Source organism: Flavobacterium covae (assembly GCF_001534645.1).
Classification (GTDB): domain Bacteria; phylum Bacteroidota; class Bacteroidia; order Flavobacteriales; family Flavobacteriaceae; genus Flavobacterium; species Flavobacterium covae.
Genome location: NZ_CP013992.1, coordinates 890,547 through 908,016 on the forward strand (window position 1 = coordinate 890,547; position 17,470 = coordinate 908,016).

21 protein-coding genes are annotated in these 17,470 nt (G+C 29.8%); 12 read left to right on the plus strand and 9 right to left on the minus strand.

Annotated elements, in window-relative coordinates; genetic code table 11:
• Positions 1–435 precede the first annotated feature (435 nt).
• From AWN65_RS03915 to AWN65_RS03930, 4 genes are all read left to right on the plus strand, one after another.
• Positions 436–897 (plus strand): hypothetical protein, encoded by a 462-nt coding sequence (locus AWN65_RS03915; protein WP_060381963.1) that lies wholly within the window; start codon positions 436–438, stop codon positions 895–897.
• 6 nt (positions 898–903) lie between these two features.
• On the plus strand, positions 904–1,533 hold the full coding sequence (locus AWN65_RS03920; protein WP_060381964.1) for a hypothetical protein: 630 nt from the start codon (positions 904–906) through the stop codon (positions 1,531–1,533).
• A gap of 60 nt (positions 1,534–1,593) precedes the next feature.
• Positions 1,594–2,229 (plus strand): hypothetical protein, encoded by a 636-nt coding sequence (locus AWN65_RS03925; protein WP_060381965.1) that lies wholly within the window; start codon positions 1,594–1,596, stop codon positions 2,227–2,229.
• A 374-nt stretch (positions 2,230–2,603) separates the two neighbouring features.
• Complete coding sequence (locus AWN65_RS03930) at positions 2,604–3,476, plus strand: Rpn family recombination-promoting nuclease/putative transposase (protein WP_060381966.1); 873 nt, start codon at positions 2,604–2,606, stop codon at positions 3,474–3,476.
• A 434-nt stretch (positions 3,477–3,910) separates the two neighbouring features.
• Here AWN65_RS03930 and AWN65_RS03935 read toward each other — a convergent pair whose 3' ends face one another.
• Positions 3,911–4,897 carry an endo alpha-1,4 polygalactosaminidase gene (locus tag AWN65_RS03935; RefSeq protein ID WP_060381967.1) on the minus strand — a complete coding sequence of 329 codons (987 nt, stop codon included), beginning with the start codon at positions 4,895–4,897 and terminating at the stop codon, positions 3,911–3,913.
• Positions 4,898–5,544: 647 nt separating this feature from the next.
• Here AWN65_RS03935 and AWN65_RS03940 point away from each other — a divergent pair.
• Genes AWN65_RS03940 through AWN65_RS03950 form a run of 3 tightly spaced genes read left to right on the plus strand, consistent with a single transcriptional unit; the run spans position 5,545 to position 7,229 of the window.
• Entirely contained in the window at positions 5,545–6,117 is a 573-nt protein-coding gene (locus tag AWN65_RS03940) for a TetR/AcrR family transcriptional regulator (RefSeq protein ID WP_060381968.1), read from the plus strand.
• 56 nt (positions 6,118–6,173) lie between these two features.
• Positions 6,174–6,806 carry an NAD(P)H-dependent oxidoreductase gene (locus AWN65_RS03945; RefSeq protein WP_060381969.1) on the plus strand — a complete coding sequence of 211 codons (633 nt, stop codon included), beginning with the start codon at positions 6,174–6,176 and terminating at the stop codon, positions 6,804–6,806.
• A 6-nt stretch (positions 6,807–6,812) separates the two neighbouring features.
• Positions 6,813–7,229, plus strand: a complete 417-nt coding sequence (locus AWN65_RS03950) for an organic hydroperoxide resistance protein (RefSeq protein ID WP_060381970.1) — start codon at positions 6,813–6,815, stop codon at positions 7,227–7,229.
• Positions 7,230–7,951: 722 nt separating this feature from the next.
• Here the strand turns inward: AWN65_RS03950 and AWN65_RS03955 are convergent.
• The 4 genes from AWN65_RS03955 to AWN65_RS03970 form a co-directional block, all read right to left on the minus strand.
• On the minus strand, positions 7,952–8,812 hold the full coding sequence (locus tag AWN65_RS03955) for a hypothetical protein (RefSeq protein ID WP_060381971.1): 861 nt from the start codon (positions 8,810–8,812) through the stop codon (positions 7,952–7,954).
• A 318-nt stretch (positions 8,813–9,130) separates the two neighbouring features.
• Positions 9,131–9,586, minus strand: coding sequence for an ankyrin repeat domain-containing protein (locus tag AWN65_RS03960; protein ID WP_060381972.1), 456 nt, complete (start codon positions 9,584–9,586; stop codon positions 9,131–9,133).
• A gap of 85 nt (positions 9,587–9,671) precedes the next feature.
• Positions 9,672–11,165 carry a catalase gene (locus AWN65_RS03965; protein ID WP_060381973.1) on the minus strand — a complete coding sequence of 498 codons (1,494 nt, stop codon included), beginning with the start codon at positions 11,163–11,165 and terminating at the stop codon, positions 9,672–9,674.
• Between the two features lie 14 nt (positions 11,166–11,179).
• Positions 11,180–12,649 carry a catalase gene (locus tag AWN65_RS03970; RefSeq protein ID WP_060381974.1) on the minus strand — a complete coding sequence of 490 codons (1,470 nt, stop codon included), beginning with the start codon at positions 12,647–12,649 and terminating at the stop codon, positions 11,180–11,182.
• A 375-nt stretch (positions 12,650–13,024) separates the two neighbouring features.
• Here AWN65_RS03970 and AWN65_RS03975 point away from each other — a divergent pair, with 375 nt between their 5' ends.
• The 3 genes from AWN65_RS03975 to AWN65_RS03985 all read left to right on the plus strand — a co-directional run bounded on the left by AWN65_RS03975 (position 13,025) and on the right by AWN65_RS03985 (position 14,324).
• Positions 13,025–13,660, plus strand: a complete 636-nt coding sequence (locus AWN65_RS03975) for a peroxiredoxin (RefSeq protein ID WP_060381975.1) — start codon at positions 13,025–13,027, stop codon at positions 13,658–13,660.
• Between the two features lie 85 nt (positions 13,661–13,745).
• Positions 13,746–14,054, plus strand: coding sequence for a thioredoxin family protein (locus AWN65_RS03980; protein WP_014164670.1), 309 nt, complete (start codon positions 13,746–13,748; stop codon positions 14,052–14,054).
• Between the two features lie 12 nt (positions 14,055–14,066).
• Positions 14,067–14,324, plus strand: a complete 258-nt coding sequence (locus AWN65_RS03985) for a DUF6952 family protein (RefSeq protein WP_060381976.1) — start codon at positions 14,067–14,069, stop codon at positions 14,322–14,324.
• 41 nt (positions 14,325–14,365) lie between these two features.
• Here the strand turns inward: AWN65_RS03985 and AWN65_RS03990 are convergent, their stop codons facing one another.
• From AWN65_RS03990 to AWN65_RS04005, 4 genes are read right to left on the minus strand one after another with little or no spacing between them, the layout of a single operon-like run.
• Positions 14,366–14,995: an arsenate-mycothiol transferase ArsC gene (locus AWN65_RS03990; protein WP_060381977.1), complete on the minus strand. Its 630-nt coding sequence runs from the start codon at positions 14,993–14,995 to the stop codon at positions 14,366–14,368.
• Positions 14,976–15,608: a class I SAM-dependent methyltransferase gene (locus AWN65_RS03995; protein ID WP_060381978.1), complete on the minus strand. Its 633-nt coding sequence runs from the start codon at positions 15,606–15,608 to the stop codon at positions 14,976–14,978. The genes AWN65_RS03990 and AWN65_RS03995 overlap by 20 nt, the downstream gene beginning before the upstream one ends.
• Positions 15,609–15,611: 3 nt before the next feature.
• Complete coding sequence (locus AWN65_RS04000) at positions 15,612–16,076, minus strand: DUF6428 family protein (RefSeq protein ID WP_060381979.1); 465 nt, start codon at positions 16,074–16,076, stop codon at positions 15,612–15,614.
• 41 nt (positions 16,077–16,117) lie between these two features.
• Positions 16,118–16,444, minus strand: a complete 327-nt coding sequence (locus AWN65_RS04005) for an ArsR/SmtB family transcription factor (protein WP_060381980.1) — start codon at positions 16,442–16,444, stop codon at positions 16,118–16,120.
• A 116-nt stretch (positions 16,445–16,560) separates the two neighbouring features.
• Between AWN65_RS04005 and tpx the strand changes: the two genes are divergently transcribed.
• The gene (gene tpx / locus AWN65_RS04010) at positions 16,561–17,058 is read left to right on the plus strand and encodes a thiol peroxidase (RefSeq protein ID WP_060381981.1); all 498 of its coding nucleotides are present in this window, start codon (positions 16,561–16,563) and stop codon (positions 17,056–17,058) included.
• Complete coding sequence (locus tag AWN65_RS04015; protein ID WP_060381982.1) at positions 17,058–17,432, plus strand: diacylglycerol kinase family protein; 375 nt, start codon at positions 17,058–17,060, stop codon at positions 17,430–17,432. Before tpx ends, AWN65_RS04015 begins: the two co-directional genes overlap by 1 nt.
• Positions 17,433–17,470 lie beyond the last annotated feature (38 nt).

A 17,470-nucleotide genomic window follows, 5' to 3' on the forward strand; every position in this document is an offset into this window, starting at 1 on the left:
GTTACCAAAGAAAAATATTTGTCATTTAATGTCGTTTTTTATCTGAAATTATCATTTAACTTACTAACAACAAACCAATTAACATCAATTAATTAAAATAAAGCGTCATAAAACCGAAAAGTAGTATTAATGTCATTTTATGTCCTATAAAAAATATCCTATATTTGCAGTACATAATAAATAATCAATGAGATAAATAAAACATTTGATTTTTAAAATATAATAAAGCGTTAGTCTTTATTCTTGTTTTCGGAAAACTGGCAAAACTTTCTAAAAAACTACAAGGATAATAGAATGATGCTCACGTTACGGCGTGGGCTTTTCTATTTTGTAGTTTTTAGGTATGCCAGTACCTCCGAAAGCAGAAGTAGATTAAGTTCCACGCTTTTTTTATTGTTTAATGTTACTTGGAACGGTAACAGTTTACTTTAAAAAATGAAAAAAACATTACTACTCTTATCAATGATTTTGTCTTTTAACCTAATCTTTTCACAGGATATAGAAACAAAAGACAATAACGGTTTTACTACAATAGGTTACTTTTCTTCAAAAAACCTTATCGGAATAAAAGGCAAAATCTTAAAACTCGAAAACTATACTTTTCTACAAATCATTTTAGATGAAGAACTTTATACAAGTGATTACGATGCTTCAATTGGAGTAAGTTTCAATTTCGATTTAGGCAACGGAAAATTGAAAAACGATTATGCAATTTTCACTCCAATATCAAACACAACGAATGATAAAAGGGTGCATTTAATTTTACTAAACGAAAGCGAGGTTGAAACTTTGAAACAGCATAACATAATGGAAATTGAAATATCATTGGGCTACTCTACAACTTATAATTTCAAGAACATACAAGCACCAAACTTTTTTATAAATCAACTAAAGTAATTAACTATGAAAAAACTATTATTTAGCATCTTAACTGCTATGTTACTAACTTCAACTTATGCACAGGAAACAAAAGAAGAACCAATAAAACTTAAAGGCGTTGAGGTTGAAAACGATTATCACAATAATATTTCTTGGATAAAATCAAAACCAATTCCGTTAGTTTCAAAAGATTTTACTGTTAGTCCGTATTCTGTAACTTATATCCAAATTTATTTTGGAATGTATGTAAAAGACGGTAAACAGTTTATGACACCAATACGTTTAGTAAACCGATACAGAGATAGCGATTGGATTTTCTTTGATGAAGTTAGTTACCTACTTGGAAGCCGAAAAGACGTTAGAGCAGGAAAAGGAGTTATTTTCAAAGTAACCGATACAGAAACCAATAAGGACGTAAATAAAGGTATTTCTGAAAAGTCTGATGTACTTGCCGATGAAAACGCAATTAACTTTATAAAATATGTTTTAAACAACGAAACTGGGCTAAATATTAGATACACCAACAACAGAGATAACAAATACGTTGAAATAGATGTACCCGATGGAACAAAGAAACTGCAAAAGCATTTCAAAACGTTGATTGACTATTACAACCAACTAAATGAAAAGTTTAAACTAAATCAACCCTTTTAAATTAAACGGCTCAAAAAGAGCCGTTTTTTATTACTTTTACATTTCAAAAATTATTCAAATATGGATTTCAATTTAATACCAATATCAAAAGAAGTTGAAGAAGCAATTAAATTTGTAGCAAGTGCAACAGCTGGTGGCGTAATTGGAAATAGAGTTGATAGTTGGTTTGTTAATCTTTATTACCACGAAAAAAGTAGGATAGCAAGTTGGCTCAAAGATTGGGCTTTAACAGAAGAAGACAAAGAAAATATAAAACAAAATGAAAATCTAAAAATACTTTTTAGTCAAGTTACAAGTAATGTTGCAAATGAGATTTTCGATAAAAAATTAGTAATTTGGTCAAGCATCACCGAAAGTTTGTTAAGAAATGAAAATTATTCGTTTGACAAAAAACAATATTTCATAAATCTTTTTGTTAAAGCAGAGCCATTCACGATTAATTATCTTGCTAAACTGTATTTCTTTGGAGCGATAGAATACAACGTTGTGTTTCCTGATAATGATTTACATAAACCTGAAATTAATGATGCTAATTTTGGTTTATATTTAGGTCAATTACAAAGTGCTTATACTGGTATAACAGATATGTACCAAGCGAACGGAACAACAATGATAAAAATTTCTGATTTAGGAAAAGAGTTTATTGATTTCATATCAAATTCGTCAATGGAAAAAATCAAAAAAATGGCTGAATAGTATAAGTTTTGTACCCTATTTGTACCTTAAACTTTTAAAGCCCTTATTTTATTAATGAAATACTTTTTGTATCGGGAAATAAATTAACTTGACAAAATAAACTTACCTATATTTATTATAACCTAATCTATTAATTATTTTGAATATACTATAAAAGAAGTATTTACACAATACCACTTATAACTTACTGATCAAATTAACAAAACAGAGACGGAAATATTTATCTATCAAAATGATGTAACAAATAAGTAGAAATTAGTTAAGAAAAAGGTTAAAAAAAAATTCAGTTGATTGTGAGGATAAAGCATTTGATTTATCGATTTAACATCAAAGATTATTTTTTGTAAATTTGACAAAGAAAACAAGTTGAGAACATGAAGGCAAAATACATCAATCCCTTTACGGATTTTGGGTTTAAGAAGATATTTGGGGAAGAAGCCAGTAAAAACCTACTTATCGACTTCCTCAATGCCTTGTTGCCAGAATATGACCAGATCAAAGAACTTTCTTTTAAAAACACCGAACAACTCGGGCAGAGCGACCTCGATAGAAAAGCCATTTACGACATCTATTGCGAAAACGAAAAAGGCGAAAAATTCATCGTAGAACTCCAAAAAGCCAAGCAAAACTACTTCAAAGAAAGAACCATCTATTACTCCACATTTCCCATTAGAGAACAAGCCGAAAAAGGCGAATGGAACTATAATTTGAAAGCGGTTTATTGCGTAGGTGTTTTAGATTTCACCTTCGACGATTACGAAACAGAACCCGAAAGAAGCGAAGTAGTACATACCATCAAACTAAAAAACCAAAACGGAAAAGTATTTTACGATAAACTGACCTATATCTACTTAGAAATGCCCAATTTTGACAAACAGGAAAACCAATTAAACTCCCGTTTAGACAAATGGTTATATTTCATCAAAAACTTGGAAGATTTTCAAAATATTCCCACAATTTTCAAAGACGAAGTATTTACCCAAGCCTTTGAAAAAGCAGAGTTGGCAAATTTCGGGCAATTAGATTTAGACAAATATGAGAGCAGTCTTAAAGTTTACCGAGATCTAAAAGGCGTTATCGACACTGCTTTCGACGAAGGAAAGATGGAAGGATTAATTGAAGGAGAAATAAAAGGAGAAATAAAAGGAAAGATTGAAACGGCTAAATCCTTAAAAAGATTAGGTGTTTCAGTAGAAATAATTACGCAGGCAACAGGTTTAACCAAAGAAGAAATCAGCAAATTATAATAAGGTACTACCGCCAACAGCTAAGGTTTCGTTGCGTGTAGAGCAGGAACAATAAATTGTAATCACTAAACTAGAACAAAGGATTGAGTATATAATTAATACAGTTTGCCATTTCTGTGTAAGGAGGATTCTGATAGTCAACATTATGTGATTTCTCCCTTTGGTCGAAATGACAAGATTGTGAACTTTTTGGGTAGTCTCAGGGTTTAAAAAATAGTATTATGAGGAAATTTCAAAGTTTAGATGGTATAAAAACCAAAATAAAATAACTATTACACTTCAAAAAAAGAGGCGTAAATGCCTCTTGTATATTCTTAAATTTTCACTTCGGTATTCCCATAGTGCATGGAATCTCAACGGTTTCGTTCAACAGAGGTTTCATTGTTCGTGCTCTGTACGCAACGAAACCTTAGCTGTTAGCGGAAGTAATTTTTTTAATTAGTATAATAGTCAAAAGCATCAATTATGTCTAAATAGACTCCGTCAAAGTTAGCATCTAGTATTTTTTTTAGATAAGAATTATTGTTTCCATAAATAATGCTTTGCCATTTTTCATCCCAATATTTTACTTTAAAGTTACCTTTCCAATCAGGATTTTCTTCATCTAACCAGGAAGGTTTGTTGGCAAACCAATTGGTTTGCCAGTAATAACGATAACTTTCGGCTTCTCCAATTGACATATATGAGATAACGAGTCTTCGTCCTCCGTTTTCTTTGTTTTTAAGTTGATTTATTTCGGTAGAGGTAAAAGGGACTCCTTTAAAAAATAGATCCATTATTATTAAATCATAGTTTGTTTTATTTACGGCTGCAATAAAATCAGTTTTAGATTTGTATTGAGTAGGGTTTATGATATATAAGAAATTTTTGATGTTATTGATGTTGTTAATATTTGTGTCATTTTCTTGATTTATAGGATTGGGTAGGGGGGGGATGGAGTTTAATCCTATTTCGGTTGTGGCAAAAGAGGTGTAATTGTTGTTATTGTTTTGTAAATAAGAATCAGAAATATCAGTATTGTTTGAACAAAAATCAATCACTAGAATTTTATTTCCTGAATTTTTAGATATATTAAGTAATTTTTTTAAATATTCTGTTCGATTGCTAGGAGTTGCTTGATTGTCATTTTCAGAGCTATAAAACAGGTCTTCTTGTCCATTAGCATCAATAGCATCAAGGTAAGAATCGTGAGGATTTCCTAAATCATTTCCAGTTGTTGAAACTAATTCGATACCGTTCTGAGGAATTATATAAAAATCAGAATTAATTGCTTTAGAGTATTTGCTGATACCGATTACAAATTCTCTCATTTTTTGTTTAAAGTCAATTGGTTCTTCAGTCTTTAAACTTGCTATTTCGTTTTCTTTATTACAAGAAAAGAGTGTTGCTATTAGGGTAAGAGTTAAAAGTTTAATTTTCATTTTATTAGTTTGTTTGGTAAGAAGGTTTAACTATGATTTAAAAAGTTATGTTTTTATATTTCGTATATAAAATTAGTATTGAAATAAAGATATTATTTTAACGATAAATGTTTCTATTTAGTATTTATATGATTAAATGTTGAATAGATATGATTTTAATTATGTTTAATAAAAATAATTGATTTTAGAGGGTATTCCTAAAAATAATAAGGAATGAGTTGTGTATTGTGTAAGGATATAAGGGTTTTGTGATTTTTTTTCATTAGATATTCTTTTGTTGATTCATGAAGCCAAGGTATAAAAATGATTTAATTAATAATTACGGAAAATCCGTACAAAAATATAAGATTTTAAAGTGATAAGACTTTTTTATTTAAATAGTGTAAAGATGATTTTGTACAGATAAAATGATTTTAGGTCTGGTAAAAGTGTGCTTTTTTTGTTTTTAATGAATAAGGAGGGATTTGAAGGAAGAGATTTTTAGTGTTTTGTTTTTATTAGAGAGGTTTGTAGTAAGTCAGTATTTGATAGAATGATATAGGGGAGGATAGAAAAATAAAAAAGTATTTCTTTTTTTAAAAAAAGAATAAAAAAAACGAACGTTCATTCTTTTTATGTATATTTGTCATCACAAAAGAGTAGTAGAGATGAGAGCTGAATTAAAAGATAAAGAGAAGGCTATATTAGAGGCAACTTTAGAATTAGTAAATAATAATGGTTTTCATGCTTCTTCAATGTCAAAAATTGCACAAAAAGCAAATGTAGCACCAGCTACTATTTATATTTATTTTGAAAATAAGCAAGATCTTATAAATAAGCTTTATCTCCATTTAAAAGAGGAGATTAGCCATTGTATTTTTGCAGATTACGAAGAAGGAATGTCGGTAGAAGAGGGGTTTAGAGTAATCTGGAATGGTATAGCTAATTATAAACGTACTCATATTAAAGAAGCTCTTTTTCAATCGTTGTGTGATATTACGCCTATGATTAATGAGGAAACACGTAGTAAGGGGATTTCGTATTTGCAAAAGTTTATGGATTTATGTAAACGAGGGCAAGAAGAAGGAATCATTAAAGATTGTTCTCTTTATTTGATCTATGGATTTGCTATAAATCCGCTTTCCTTTTTGGTTGCAAAACAGCAAACGGGCGAACTTTTTTTTGATGAAGAAGTGTTAGAAAACGCATATAATATGGCTTGGTATAGTATTAAGAAGTAATAGATACTTACAAAAATAGAATAATAAAAATAATAGATTACATTAAAATAAATAAAATGGATTTTTTAGAATTATTGAATAATCGTTATGCTTGTAAAGCAATGACGGGAGAAACGATTCCAAACGAAAAGATAGAAAACATTTTGGAGGCTATTAGATTGACTCCAACTTCTAGTGGATTACAACCTTTTGAAGTTTTTGTAATTACAAATCCAGATGTTAAAGCAGAAATTAGGAAAATAGCATGGAATCAGTCGCAGGTTACTGATTGCTCTCATTTGTTAGTTTTTGCGGCTTGGGATAATTATACAACAGAAAGGATCAATCACATGTTTGATTTGACTAATGAAATAAGAGGAATTAAAAATGAAGGATGGGAAGCGTATCGCCAAAAACTTTTATCATTTTATCCAGACCAAGACCCAGAAGAAAACTATAATCATGCTGCAAAACAGACTTATATAGCTCTTATGTCAGCTATGACACAGGCTGAGTATGAGGGGATAGATAGTACGCCTATGGAGGGTTTTGATCGTGATGAGTTAGATAAGATACTTGATTTAAGAGCGAAGAATTTAAGAAGTACATTAATTCTTCCTTTGGGATACAAGAATGTGCCTAATGATTGGTTAGTAAATCTTAAAAAGGTACGAAAACCTATGAATGAATTAGTAACGTTAATAGATTAATAAAAAATGAAAACATTATATTCTACAAAAGTAACTGCAACAGGAGGAAGAGAAGGTAGTGTAAAATCTGAAGACGGTGTTTTAGATTTTAAAGTAGAAATTCCAAAAGAATTAGGAGGAAAAGGAGGTGCTTTTACAAATCCAGAACAATTATTTGCGGCAGGTTATGCGGCGTGTTTTGATAGTGCGTTAAATTTAGTCGCTCGTAATTTAAAAATTAAATTAGGAAGCACTAGTATAACAGCTGAAGTAGGCATTGGTGCTAATGCAAATGGGGGTTTTGATTTAAGCGTAAATTTAGTTGCTCAAATAGAAGGAGTAGAAAGAGAAGTGGCTGAAGATTTATTAGCTAAAACACACCAAATCTGTCCTTATTCTAATGCAACTAGAGGTAATATTCAAGTAGAAATATCATTAAAATAAATAATTTTGAGTAATTGTGGTTTTTAATTAGATTTTAATATTTGTTAGTAAAGAGATCATTGGTTTGATAGGTATTGTAGCAAAAGATATTTTCTAATAAATAGAATATAAAATTTAAAATAATTAGAAATCTATATTATACGCCCTAAAGGTAATCGTCTATATTTATGTAGAGGTCATGCTTTTAGGGCATTTTTTTTGATTAAAGTTTCTTAAAATGTTAGGATTATACCATTTAAACTTAAAAAATATTGGATTAAAAAGTAAAATTCTCGATATGTTTTTTTCGTTTTAAAATAACTCGAACAAAAGGGTGAGTATATAATTGAAATCATCGTTAGTTCGAGCGCGAAGCGCATCGAAAATCAACACTAATTTTTATTGCTTTTGTAGGATAGTGTCTAAATCAACATACAGTTTGTCACTCCTACGTAAGGAGGAGTTTCATAATCAACATTATGTGTTCTCCCTTTGAGAGATGAAAAGATTGCGAACTTTTTGGATAGTCTCAAGGTTAAAAAAATGTATTATGAGGGAATTTCAAAGTTTAAATGGTATTACTGTAAAGTCTAATGTGTAAGCTGAATTTTAAAAGTAATTTGAGGGGGAGTTGAGGAAAAGGAAATAGTTTTGATGTTTTTCTAGAGAAGAAAAGAAAAACTAGAGGTTGGGTTCTTTGTTTTTTAAACCACCTCTAGTTAAAATTTTATGAAAATAAGGTATTATAATTTATATGTAACACCAAAAGCTATAATGCGTTGTAAGAACCAAAAATGTTGGCTTGCTCTGTCTGATGAATCGTAGGAAGTACGAATATCAGGCATGTTAATATAGCCTCCTTTGAGTTCTCCTTGTACAAAGAAATGTTTTAAAAAGGTTAAATTTAAACCAGCTTTAGCAGCTATACCATAACCTGCTAAATGAAATTCATCGTAGCGTTCTTTATGAAAAAGTTTGGTATTTGTTTTAGGTAATAAAATACCAGCACCAATTCCTTCTGTCAGATTTAGTTGTACTTTATCTGTATTAAGGGTAGGAACGATGTATTTAGTGAGATCATCAACTCGGCTGATTTCTGCATTAACATAATTAAGCCCGTCAGTATGTTCAAATGTTAAAAAATCCTCGGTTAAATTTATTTGATTTGAACTGATAGGTTGACCTAATTCATTTTTATCTTCACCATATAAACCTCTGTTAGGGTAATTACCTGTGTAATTTACGACTTTATTTTGATACATAACATATTTCATGTGGTCTAAGCCTAATGAAATATTGTAATGATCGTTAATAAAATATCCTAATCGGAAATTTGTTTGTGGGATGGTCATTCTAAGCGGATTGATATAATCTATATGCCAACCTTTAGGTTTGTCTTGAGCTGGTACATCATAAATGGTAAAGTTGTAATCATTTCCTTTAAAAGTAATGTCAGAATTACTGAAAGTTTCGCGATTTCCTCCCCAATATACATAGAACTTACCTTTATTATGTGAAGTATAACGTTCTGAAACCGTTTCTTGAGCTAATGAAAAAAGCGAAATCAAAGAACTGAAAACGGATAAATAAATTGTTTTTTTCATTTTAAAATATATGATTCTTTGTGTTAAAAATTATAAACAAAGATAACTTACATTTTTAACGTTTTTTAGATATTTTTAGATTAAATTCTACTAGACAATAAAATTATAAATGCAAATATGTTTTTAAGGATTGTTATTTAATCAATATTCTAAAATTGTTTATGATTCATCTTGTATGTTATTAAATTTATAGAGTTAGTGATATTGGCTACTCAATGTTTTGTGAGTAAAATAATTTATTGAAATGAATTATTTTAAATTAGGAGGGTATGCTTTTTAGACTAATTGATATTAAATTTTGTTAAAAACAGATTGTTTTTATTTGGTGTTTTTTGTAGATAAAAACTTAATTATTTCAGTTCTTCCAAAACGTTGTGCATATTCAAGAGTTCTTTTATTTGTTTCTTCATCGCATTTTTCGTTATTTATTAAATATTTAGCAATATCATCTTCACTAGCCACGATTGCTCCCATTAAAGCAGTATTTCCTCTTTTATCCTTTATACATAAATCGGCTCCTTTAGAAAGTAAAAATTCTACTGCTTTTTTCTGCCCATTGTATGCCGCAATCATTATTGCAGTATAGCCGTTTTCACCTTGATAATTAACACTCACACCCGTTTTAATAAATTCATCTAGTATTTCTATGTTAGATGTTCTTGCTCCATAAAAGAAAGATTTTTCAAGTTCATGTTGCGCATTAGAATTTTGAGCATAGGAAAAGAAAAAAGCGTTTACTAATAAAAGAAGTGTGAAAATTTTTTTGATATACATAATCTTATGTTTTAAAAGAAAGAATGCTATAGATATTAGAACGGTTAAAAACTAATATTATAGCATTCTAACGAGTTAAGGGAATTTATTTATTATAACTATCTTTAGATAAACCTAGAGCATTACCAACTCTTGTTCCGTATTCTTGATCTGCTTTGTATAAAAAGCTAACAATGGTAGCCTGAATGTTTTTATCTTTAACTTTACTTAAATTATTAGTCCAGTTTTTTATTAAGTTATCTTTTTCTTGTTTTGAGTAACCTCGATATAAGATACCTGCTTGATAAAAATCTTTAGAGTCTTTTATTTCTTCACGTACCATATAACCGTCTAAAAGTCTTTTATCATCTGCGTTGAATTCTGTATATGTAGGATTATTATGACTAGGAAAGTAGTTTGTGTCTCCTGTTCTTTCTTCAAAATTCATTGCACCGTCTATATGGTAATTATTTACTTTTACTAAAGGTCTATTAGCTGGTAATAATTGATGATTTTTACCTAATCTGTACATTTGTGCATCAGCATAAGAAAAATTTCTACCTTGAAGCATTTTGTCAGGAGAAAAACCAATTCCAGGTATTACTCTAGAAGGAGCAAAAGCAGCACTTTCTGTATATTGAAAGAAGTTTGCTGGTATACGATCTAAAACTAGTGTACCTACTTTTATTTCTTCAACATTAAACCATTGTTTTGTGTCATCAAAAATATTAAAATCGTATTTGTTAATGTCTTTATTAGGTATTATTTGTACATATAAATCCCATTTAGGAAAATTACCAGCAGCAATGTTATCGTATAAGTCTCGGGTCATGTGACTAAAGTCTTTCCCTTGCACTTGAATTACTTCTTCTGCTGTTAAATTTTTAATTCCTTGTAATGATTTGAAATGAAATTTAACCCAAGAAATGTCTCCTTTGTCATTAATAAATTTAAATGTATTTACGCCAAAACCATCCATTTCTCTATAAGATTTAGGGGTTCCATTATCAGACATTAACCAAGTTAATGTTTGAGTAGCTTCTGGTGTTTTTGAGAAGTAATCAAAAATTCTATTTTCATCCTGAAGATCCGTGATAGGAGATGGTTTGTTAGCGTGTGTGAAATCAGGAAATTTAATAGCGTCTCGTATAAAAAATGTAGGTATATGATTGCCTACTAAATCCCAGTTTCCTTCTTCTGTATAGAATTTTATAGCAAATCCTCTTGGATCTCTTGCTGTTTCAGGAGAACCTTTAGAGTGAATAACGCTTGAGAAACGAACTAAAACAGGAGTTTTTTTATTTACCTCTGTAAAGATTTTAGCTTTAGTAAGATCGCTGATATTTTTAGTTAAAATGAAATAACCTTGAGCGCCAGTTCCTCTTGGGTGCATAACACGTTCAGGAATTCTTTCTCTACTAAAATGTTGTAATTTTTCAATTAAATGCACATCTTCTAGTAAAACAGGACCATTTGGTCCTAGAGTTAAGGACTGTAAGTCACCATTTACAGGTGCTCCAGCACTGGTTGTAAGTGTTTTTTGGGCAAATGCACTCATTGAAATAATAAGTGATGCACAGGTTAAAAATGATTTTCTCATTACTATTTAAATATTTATATTAAATCTAAATCGGTTAAGCTGATGCCTAAAGCTGCGGCAACTCCTTTGCCATAGTTAGGGTCTGCTTTGTAACAATTATGAATATGACGTTCTTGTATAAATCTTTCAGCTCCTCCTACAGAACGTGCTGTGTTTTCAAACAATGTTTGTTGTTGTTCAGGAGTCATGATTCTAAATAGGTTACCTGGTTGTGTGTAGTAATCATTATCATCTTCTCTAAAGTCCCAATGATCAGCAGCTCCTTCCAGAGCTAAAGCAGGTTCTCTATATTCTTTTTGTTCTTGCCATTTTCCATAACTATTAGGTTCATAATGTACTGTTCCTCCGCCGTTACCGTCAATACGCATAGCACCATCTTTATGATGATTATGAAACGGACATCTTGGGGCGTTTACAGGGATTTGATAATGATTAACTCCTAATCTGTAGCGTTGTGTATCTCCGTAAGAAAAGAGTCTACCTTGTAACATTCTATCGGGAGAAAAGCCTATACCAGGAACGATGTTTGCTGGGTTAAAGGCAGATTGCTCTACGTCTGCAAAATAGTTTTCAGGATTTTTATTTAATTCTAATACTCCAACATCAATAAGAGGATAATCACTATGAGGCCAAACTTTTGTTAAATCAAAAGGATTAAAAGGATATGTTTTAGCATCTTCTTCAGGCATTATTTGTACTTTCAGGTGCCATTTTGGATAATTTCCTTCTTTGATGCTGTTGTATAAGTCTCTTTGATGACTTTCTCTATCTTTTCCTATTATTATTTCTGATTCTTGATCCGTTAAACATTCTATTCCTTGAGCTGTTTTAAAATGAAATTTCACCCAAAAACGCTCATTGTGAGCATTTATAAAGCTAAATGTATGGCTACCATAACCATTCATGTGACGGTAACTTTTAGGAATACCACGTTCACTCATAGTCATGGTGATTTGATGTAAAGATTCGGGTAACAATGTCCAATAATCCCAATTATTATTAGCACTTCTAAGATTTGTTCCAGGATCTCTTTTTACCGCTTTGTTTAAATCTGGAAATTTATACGGATCACGAATAAAAAATACAGGAGTATTGTTTCCTACTAAGTCCCAATTGCCTTCTTCAGTGTAGAATTTCACTGCAAAACCACGAATATCTCTTTCTGCATCAGCTGCTCCGCGTTCTCCAGCAACTGTTGAAAACCTTAAAAATAAATCTGTTTGTTTGCCAATTTCAGAAAATATTTTAGCTTTGGTATACTGGGTAATATCATGTGTAACGGTAAACGTTCCAAATGCAGCTGAACCTTTTGCGTGCATACGTCTTTCAGGAATTACTTCCCTATCAAAATGAGCTAGTTTTTCTAAAAACCAAATATCTTGTAAAAGCATTGGTCCTCTTTTGCCAGCAGTTAGGGAATTTTGATTATCAGCTATAGGTCTGCCTGATACTGATGTCATTTTGTTTTCTTTATTATAACTCATTTTCAATCGTTTTATAATTAATTAATAATGAAGAATAAGGTTTAAACTTTATAAACAATACTTTTTATTAAAAGGTGTATAATGCGTTTTTAAAAGTTTATATTAGGTTCACTATACTATTTTAATGGTGTATTGTTGTATTTGTTTAATTTCTTATTTCTTAGGCAAAACTAAAGTGATTTTATTTATTCATTTTTTATTTTTAATAAATATTTCTTATAGTGTTATTGTTTTGTTTTAGTTTGAATAAAGGCTTATTAGAGCTATAAAGAATATTTATGTTTCAATAGAAAATTAATAGGTTAGGAGGGTAAAAAGAGTGTTTTTAATAGCTAAATTTGCATCCAGAAAACAATAATTTAACAATTAAATATTATGGCTTTAGTAGGCAAAAAATTTCCAAATATTACGGTAGATGCAATTTCAGAAATGGGAGACAATTTAAGAATTAATGTTCTTGAAGAAGCAACAAAAAATAATAAGAAAGTTTTATTATTTTGGTATCCAAAAGATTTTACATTTGTTTGCCCAACTGAATTACATGCTTTTCAAGCTGCTTTACCAGAATTTGAAAAAAGAAACACAGTTGTAATAGGAGCTTCTTGTGATACGAATGAAGTGCATTTTGCATGGTTAAATACACCTAAAAATAATGGAGGTATTGAAGGTGTTACATACCCATTATTAGCTGATACTACTCGTAATTTATCTAAAGCATTAGGTATTTTAGATGCAGAAGAGGTATATGATGAAGAATCTGATGATATTTTATTAGATGGTTCAAATGTAACTTTCCGTGCTACTTACTTAATTGATGAAACAGGAAAAATATTCCACGAAAGTGTAAATGATATGCCATTAGGAAGAAATGTAGGTGAATATTTACGTTTAGTAGATGCTTATACACACGTCCAAACGAAAGGAGAAGTTTGTCCTGCAAACTGGGAAGAAGGTAAAGAAGCTATGAATGCAGATAGATTAAGTACAGCTGCTTACTTAAGTCAAAACTAATTTATTCCAAATAATTTTACAATATATCAATGGCAATGTTTTGTCAATAATAAGCATTGTCATTGGTATTACAATTTTTAAAAATATGTTACTAGAATTAAACGAAGATATATTACAAAACGTAATTAACGAAAATGAAAAAGTAATTGTACAATTTTCTGCGTCATGGTGTGGTAATTGTAGAATTATGAAGCCAAAGTTTAAAAAATTATCAACTGAAAATGAAGGTCTTACCTTTGTAATTGTAGATGCTGAAAATTCACCAGAATCTAGAAAATTAGCAAATGTTTCTAATTTGCCTACATTTGCAACTTTTGTTAATGGAAAATTAGTAAAAGAAACACAAACTAATAAAGCAGAAGTATTAAGTGAATTAGTTAGTGAAATTCTTTAAGAAAAAGAAATTATGAAATTACCTGTTATAAAACATTTGACTCAGTTTATAGAAGAAAATGACAGTGATTATTTAGTAGAAACAATTGCTGTACTGGAAAATCTTACGGAGTTAGAGTCGTTAAAAGATGAAGAAATAGACGTTATTGGAGAGTTAATTTCTAATCTTTATGGAGCTTTGGAAGTTCAAAAATTAGTTAAAGAAGGAAAAGAAAAAAAGGTAGCGTTAAATGAATTTATGAAACGCGTGTTAGGATCTATTGATAAATAAAGATGAAAGCCAGCAAATGCCGGCTTTTCACGTTATTTGATTTATACGTTTTTTAGTATATATTTTTTAATTTCTGAAAAAATATAATAAAATTCACTTGCAATTTCAATGCTTTTTTCTTCGTACTTTAAATCCATTAGTTCTGTGTTGTCAAATAATTTAGGATCCTCATATCTTATTGTAATTTTTTTATCTGCTCCTATAACAATAGGACATCCCTCATCTGCATTACTACAAGTCATAATAGCCGCAAAATTTGATTTAGGATTAAATGCGTGATCATAAGTTTTTGAAAAACAAATAATCCCAGTCTTGTTTTCATCATATTTTACACTATAAATAGCATTTGCTTCATTACTTAATTGAATGATGGAAAAACCTTGTTTTTTTAGAGTTTCAATTACCTTATGAAAGAAAGTGGTACTTTCTGTTCCTCCAGAATAGCAATAAATATTAGGTATCTCAAAATAAGAAGCTAAAGTTTGAGCCCATATTTGTGAAAGATGACTTCTTCTGGAATTGTGCGTGCAAATAAAATTAAGATTGATGTTTTCTTTCTCTTCTGTTTTTTCTTTTATATATTCAATGAGCGGTTGAAGAATTAATTTTCGGTCGCTAGAAGGTGAAAACGACGCTATTTTTTTAATGTTTTTAGATAGATTTAAAAGCATAAGCGTTTTTTTTAAAAGTACAAAATATAAAATTTTGGATTGTTTCAAAAGGTGTTTTGTGTTCTATGTCACGATTTTCTATAAGTTGAAAATCAGATTCAAAAATTTCTTTTAATCCACTAGCAGTGTATTGTGTGATAGGAAGACCACTGCATTTTAAAGGACCAGATGTTGAGAATGTGCCAAGAATAAGTGTACCGTTTTCTTTTATACTCTCAATGGCTATTTTTTTATAGATATTAATATGAATAGGGTTGGTTAAGAAGTGAAAAGAAGCTCTATCATGCCAAACATCAAATTTTTCTTTGGGCATAAATTGTATGATGTCACTAGTTATAAAATGAACTTTATCAGAATTTGCTTGTAATCTTTTTTGTATTCGTTCAATTGCTTTATTTGAAATGTCTAATAAATATAAATTGGTGTAACCTAGATCTAAAAGAGAATCTATTAGATAACTATCACCACCTCCAACATCTATTATTTTAGCATCTTTTGGAAGATTGAGTTTTTGAATAGATTGAATAGAAGTTTCAGGTTTTTTTTCGTACCAACTAACTTCGTTTTCTTTTTTTGTGGAAAAAACATTTTCCCAGTGTGCTTTTTTATTCATAATCTAACAACAACCAGAATTGGGTATACAAGAGTTAACAAGTTCATTTAAATTTTTTTTAATTTTTTCATTCGGAATTCCACAATTATCTTGAGCAAGACAAGTTGTTTGAGTAGGTAAAAGCACGAAGTGTTCTTTTTGAAAATCTAATCTGTATTTGCCAATAGTATTTTTGTCCTGATATTCTACTAATATTTCATAATCACTACAAACAATATTTTTTTCTATGGCTTCAATTATTTTAATTGTTTTATGACTGGTTAATCTATGGCAAGTATCTTCTGCGTGCCATAGTTGAAAGGTAAAATAATTTTCTTCTCTAAATGTATTTCCACAATCAGTGTATTTTTTGTTTAATACTCCCATTTCTGTAATATGGAAATGTTTTGGAATAAAAGTTCCGTCAACAAATGAAATATCAAAAGAATCAAGTTTTGATAAGTGTTGTTTAAATTCAGATAATTTCATAGGCTATGTGAAATTTGTAGTGTTAAGTATATATTTTTTGATTATTGACAACAATTAGTGTTTTTTATATTTTCTAAGAACAAAAAATAATGTTCTATTTTTTGTAATGTTTCTTTATTTATACAATAGCAAATAGATTTTCCTTCTATATTTCCTTTAATGAGCCCTACCTGTTTTAGCTCTTTTAAATGTTGTGAAATAGTAGGTTGGGCTAGGGGTAATTCTTCTACTATATCATTGCAAATACAGGAGTTTACTTTTATTAAATACTCTATAATAGCTAAACGAGCAGGATTACTCAGAGCTTTAAATAAATTGGCTAATTCATTTTGTGAATTACTGAAAAAGGCTGATTTTGAGGCTCCCATATTTTTTTTATTTACATATTGCAATATTACGATATTAAATATAAATAATTACACTTTTATTAAGAAAAAATATTTGAAAAATATCCTTATTTTTGGAGCTTTAAAAAAATAAAATTATGGGACAGATAACATTTAAAGGAAATGCGATAAATACAGTTGGAGAATTACCTGTAGTAGGATCAGTGGCAAAATCGTTTGAATTAGTAGCAACGGATTTATCCGTAAAGACACTAGAAGATTTTAAAGGACAAAAATTAGTGTTAAATATTTTTCCTAGTATAGATACTGGAATTTGTGCTGCTTCTGTTCGAAAATTTAATGAAACCGCATCGAATTTAGAAAATACAAAAGTATTGTGTATTTCTAGAGATTTACCATTTGCGCAAACTCGTTTTTGTGGAGCAGAAGGATTAGATAATGTTATTAATCTTTCAGATTTTAAAACAGGTGATTTTGGGGCTGATTATGGTTTGACTATAGTAGAAGGGCCTTTGGCAGGTTTGCACTCACGTTGTGTAATAGTATTAGATGAAAACGGAGTAGTAAAATATACGGAGCAAGTAGCAGAAATTGCTCAAGAACCTAATTATGAATCTGCTTTAGCTTCTTTATAATGAAATTTGAAAAAGACGAAACCTTATTTACAGGTAGATTAAAGAGTATAGGATTTGCTGCTAAAGGAGCGTTTAAATTAATTACTACTGAACATAGCGTAATGGTTCAGTCTTCCTTGGCGGTTTTAATGTCATTAGCAGGATATTATTTTCAAATTACTCGTGAAGAGTGGATGTTTCAGATATTTGCCTTTGGATTGGTTTTAAGTATCGAAGGATTGAATACAGCGGTTGAAAAATTAGCTGATTTTGTACATCCCGATTTTCATGAAAAAATTGGCTTTATAAAAGATATTGCGGCTGGGGCTGTTTTTTTTGCAGCTATGACAGCTTTTGCTATAGGAAGCTTTATTTATTTGCCTAAAATGTTGTAAGCTAAATTGTTATAAATCGACCTATTTTTTTAAATTAT

What these genes read in the sequence shown, in the direction of transcription:
- AWN65_RS03915 (WP_060381963.1), top strand. Translation starts at nt 436, where the DNA reads ATGAAAAAAACATTACTACTCTTATCAATGATTTTGTCTTTTAACCTA.
- AWN65_RS03920 (WP_060381964.1), top strand. Translation starts at nt 904, where the DNA reads ATGAAAAAACTATTATTTAGCATCTTAACTGCTATGTTACTAACTTCA.
- AWN65_RS03925 (WP_060381965.1), top strand. Translation starts at nt 1,594, where the DNA reads ATGGATTTCAATTTAATACCAATATCAAAAGAAGTTGAAGAAGCAATT.
- AWN65_RS03930 (WP_060381966.1), top strand. Translation starts at nt 2,604, where the DNA reads ATGAAGGCAAAATACATCAATCCCTTTACGGATTTTGGGTTTAAGAAG.
- AWN65_RS03935 (WP_060381967.1), bottom strand. Translation starts at nt 4,897, where the DNA reads ATGAAAATTAAACTTTTAACTCTTACCCTAATAGCAACACTCTTTTCT.
- AWN65_RS03940 (WP_060381968.1), top strand. Translation starts at nt 5,545, where the DNA reads ATGAGAGCTGAATTAAAAGATAAAGAGAAGGCTATATTAGAGGCAACT.
- AWN65_RS03945 (WP_060381969.1), top strand. Translation starts at nt 6,174, where the DNA reads ATGGATTTTTTAGAATTATTGAATAATCGTTATGCTTGTAAAGCAATG.
- AWN65_RS03950 (WP_060381970.1), top strand. Translation starts at nt 6,813, where the DNA reads ATGAAAACATTATATTCTACAAAAGTAACTGCAACAGGAGGAAGAGAA.
- AWN65_RS03955 (WP_060381971.1), bottom strand. Translation starts at nt 8,812, where the DNA reads ATGAAAAAAACAATTTATTTATCCGTTTTCAGTTCTTTGATTTCGCTT.
- AWN65_RS03960 (WP_060381972.1), bottom strand. Translation starts at nt 9,586, where the DNA reads ATGTATATCAAAAAAATTTTCACACTTCTTTTATTAGTAAACGCTTTT.
- AWN65_RS03965 (WP_060381973.1), bottom strand. Translation starts at nt 11,165, where the DNA reads ATGAGAAAATCATTTTTAACCTGTGCATCACTTATTATTTCAATGAGT.
- AWN65_RS03970 (WP_060381974.1), bottom strand. Translation starts at nt 12,649, where the DNA reads ATGAGTTATAATAAAGAAAACAAAATGACATCAGTATCAGGCAGACCT.
- AWN65_RS03975 (WP_060381975.1), top strand. Translation starts at nt 13,025, where the DNA reads ATGGCTTTAGTAGGCAAAAAATTTCCAAATATTACGGTAGATGCAATT.
- AWN65_RS03980 (WP_014164670.1), top strand. Translation starts at nt 13,746, where the DNA reads ATGTTACTAGAATTAAACGAAGATATATTACAAAACGTAATTAACGAA.
- AWN65_RS03985 (WP_060381976.1), top strand. Translation starts at nt 14,067, where the DNA reads ATGAAATTACCTGTTATAAAACATTTGACTCAGTTTATAGAAGAAAAT.
- AWN65_RS03990 (WP_060381977.1), bottom strand. Translation starts at nt 14,995, where the DNA reads ATGCTTTTAAATCTATCTAAAAACATTAAAAAAATAGCGTCGTTTTCA.
- AWN65_RS03995 (WP_060381978.1), bottom strand. Translation starts at nt 15,608, where the DNA reads ATGAATAAAAAAGCACACTGGGAAAATGTTTTTTCCACAAAAAAAGAA.
- AWN65_RS04000 (WP_060381979.1), bottom strand. Translation starts at nt 16,076, where the DNA reads ATGAAATTATCTGAATTTAAACAACACTTATCAAAACTTGATTCTTTT.
- AWN65_RS04005 (WP_060381980.1), bottom strand. Translation starts at nt 16,444, where the DNA reads ATGGGAGCCTCAAAATCAGCCTTTTTCAGTAATTCACAAAATGAATTA.
- tpx (WP_060381981.1), top strand. Translation starts at nt 16,561, where the DNA reads ATGGGACAGATAACATTTAAAGGAAATGCGATAAATACAGTTGGAGAA.
- AWN65_RS04015 (WP_060381982.1), top strand. Translation starts at nt 17,058, where the DNA reads ATGAAATTTGAAAAAGACGAAACCTTATTTACAGGTAGATTAAAGAGT.